A 2,712-nucleotide genomic window follows, 5' to 3' on the forward strand; every position below is an offset into this window, starting at 1 on the left:
CGGATCGACACCGCCGACGACTGGGCCGAGCTGATCGCCGCGCACCCGATCGAATACCGCGGCGCGCACGTCCCGGACTGGCCGTCGATCGCCGAGCGGTGGGACGCGGTGCACCTGTCGACGCTCGAGGCCGGTGGAGCTGGCGAGCGTCCGGGCGCATTTCGCGGCGCGGATCCGGGCGGAGCGGGCGGCGCATCCGGAGCGGTCGTATCCGGAGATCCTGGCGACGACGCTGGATTACCGGCGGTGGCGGGTGTTCGCGTTCGGGTTGATCGGGGCGGACGGCGCGGAGGAGCGGCTGACGGTGGCGCGGCATTCGGCGTTGTCGGGGGGTGAGCAGTCGGTGTCGCTGCATCTGCCGTTGTTCGCGGCGGCGCATGTGATGCTGGATTCGGCGGATCCGCAGGCGCCGCGGCTGCTGGCGCTGGACGAGGCGTTCGCCGGGGTGGACGACAACGGCCGGGCGGAGCTGCTCGGGTTGAGCGTGCAGTTCGACCTGGATCTGTTCATGACGGGCTACGACCTGTGGATCACGTATGCCGGGGTGCCGGCGTGTGCGCACTACGATCTGGCGCATTCGGTGGCCGAGCACACGGTCGGGGCGACGTTGCTGGTGTGGTCGGAGGGCGGGTTGCTCGCCGAGCACGACGGGTCGGATCTGGCGGCGGCGCTGGGGTCGCCGGGCACGCGGCGGGTGCCGGCGCCGGTGGAGGGGGCGCTCGAGTTCGCGTAGGGGTGCGGGCGCTCCCCTACCGGATTGATGCGGGAGTCGGTGTATCCACCTCTGCTCGGATGCGCCGGGCGGCGGGTCCTGTCTCTGGGCTGTGTGAGCGGTTCAGTCAGGGAAGTGGCCTCATTTTCGGTTTTTTTAGATGTTCCGCTGTGGTCGGATTTTGCCGGTGACGTTGTGTCGCGTCGCGGACCGGTGGCCCGCCGATACCCAAGTCGGAGCTCCCGACTGCGGCAGATATCGGAGGAGCACCGGGCCGGATTCGGAGAATTTTGTCGCTACCCGGGCGCCGGCGCTGCACGCTCTCGAATCAAAGGCGACGGACACGCCGAAGAGTTGACCGGTCGGTACGCATTGACACGCCTGTCCGCACTCACCGGGATGCACGGTGACAGGCGTGTGATCGTCGCGGACACATTGGGACACAATGGCTTCCGAAGACGGAGTACGGGCCGCACCGGACTCTTGAGCATTCGTCCTGCAGGCCGTGCAGGACCGATCCACCGGCGCCCAAGGCCGCGAGTAACGCGCTCGGTGGTGCGTGGCCGCTGACGGAACCAGTGGCACCGCTCTCCCCGGAAAGATCGACCAGTGTCGATCGCCGAATATGAAGCCAAGATGTACCGGTTGTGCGGCGCGACATCGTGTATCGCGGATGATCAGGAAGAACCTTGATGGCAGCGGTACACAGCGACGACGGCCGGCACTCGTGTGCATTGCTCAGTGTCGATACGTCACACCGGAATTGTCACCTCGGTTCGCAAGACGGCGCTGCAATCTGCGCTCCATTTCGCGGAGTTCGGCAAGGCGCGCTCGACCGCTCGCCGTTTGGTCGTAGCCTTGCTTCTCTTCGTCTCGAATGCGCAACTGCACCGATGCGAGAAGTCGTCGGTCGTCCGTCGGATCGGGTATCGCCGCATTCCCCGTAGTCTTCGTTTTCCTCGTCGGCTTCTTCTTGGGTGTCGTGCCGGTGGTCGCCGGCACCTTGGCGGTACGCATGGCCTCGGGTTGACTTGAACGAGACTTCTCAGCGCTCTTGCCGGACTTCTTCTTCGACGGTTGCCGACGCACATTGTTGAGCGCGGTACGTGCCTTCGCAGCGGATCTGCGGTGCTGTTCCTCTTCCGGGCTGTCCGAAGCGAAGGAACCACTGAGCGGACGCAGCCCCTTGGAGGCCAGGTACTTCTCCGCTGTAGCGATGGTGCGTTCGTGCTTGACACAACGTTTGCAACGTTTGGGATCGGATCCGGCAACAGCGTTCGGTGAACCGCACCAACTGCACTTCGCGGGCCGCGCTCGCGGTGCACTTTTTCGAGGTGCATCCGGATCGACGACGGCACTCTTGATGTCTCGGGCACCCCACACGGGCGTACGTGCTTTGCTCGCGGGAGCACCGGTATGCAAATGGACCCCTGCTCGGCGCGCACGGACCATCTTGACCTCCGAACTCCGTCGAACACGCATGCAGTTCACCGCAAACTACACGATGCTGACCAGACAACCGCGTAGACCGCTCCAGTGCAGTCGCTGCATCCAACTAGCATGACCGCGTCAAGCCATCAGAGGCGGCAGGTGCAACGCTGCCTCGCCGCCCTCGCCCAGCTCCGTCTCATCTCCCGCGGCGACCAGCAGCGCGTCGCCGCCACCATCGCTCGCGAAGACCGTCGCCCCACCTGCTACAACCTGACGATGCGGCGGGCAACACATCGTCACCCCGCTCCCGCGCACGGGGTGACAGCCGAGCGGCCACGGGGTGACACGCATGTCACCCGAACCGTCCTTGAACCAAGAGCTGAACCTGCTGCGTCGCGCCCGACGCCTCCCGCCCGCGCCGCGAAGGCGGCGCAGCGGCAGCATCATCCGCAGGTCGAGAAACTGGCCGTGGCGTGCCGCCGGGCCGGTCTCACCGCCCGGTTCGACACCCTCACCGCGGAGAAGGCCTCGATGATCGCGCACGCGGTCGACGTCCACGGCATCGACGC

At 66.3% G+C, this 2,712-nt stretch carries 1 protein-coding gene and 2 pseudogenes; 2 read left to right on the plus strand and 1 reads right to left on the minus strand.

The genetic code is table 11. The features are described 5' to 3' along the window. Window positions 1–130: 130 nt before the first annotated feature. Window positions 131–733 (plus strand): annotated as a pseudogene (locus tag AIIKEEIJ_RS13650) (SbcC/MukB-like Walker B domain-containing protein); the annotation flags it as partial. Between the two features lie 717 nt (window positions 734–1,450). Here the strand turns inward: AIIKEEIJ_RS13650 and AIIKEEIJ_RS13655 are convergent. Continuing rightward, window positions 1,451–2,095: a hypothetical protein gene (locus tag AIIKEEIJ_RS13655; protein WP_161995870.1), complete on the minus strand. Its 645-nt coding sequence runs from the start codon at window positions 2,093–2,095 to the stop codon at window positions 1,451–1,453. Window positions 2,096–2,272: 177 nt separating this feature from the next. Here AIIKEEIJ_RS13655 and AIIKEEIJ_RS13660 point away from each other — a divergent pair. Beyond that, a pseudogene (locus AIIKEEIJ_RS13660) lies at window positions 2,273–2,712 on the plus strand (hypothetical protein); the annotation flags it as partial.

The organism is Rhodococcus sp. YH1 (genome assembly GCF_009939605.1).
Classification (GTDB): Bacteria; Actinomycetota; Actinomycetes; order Mycobacteriales; family Mycobacteriaceae; genus Rhodococcus; species Rhodococcus aetherivorans.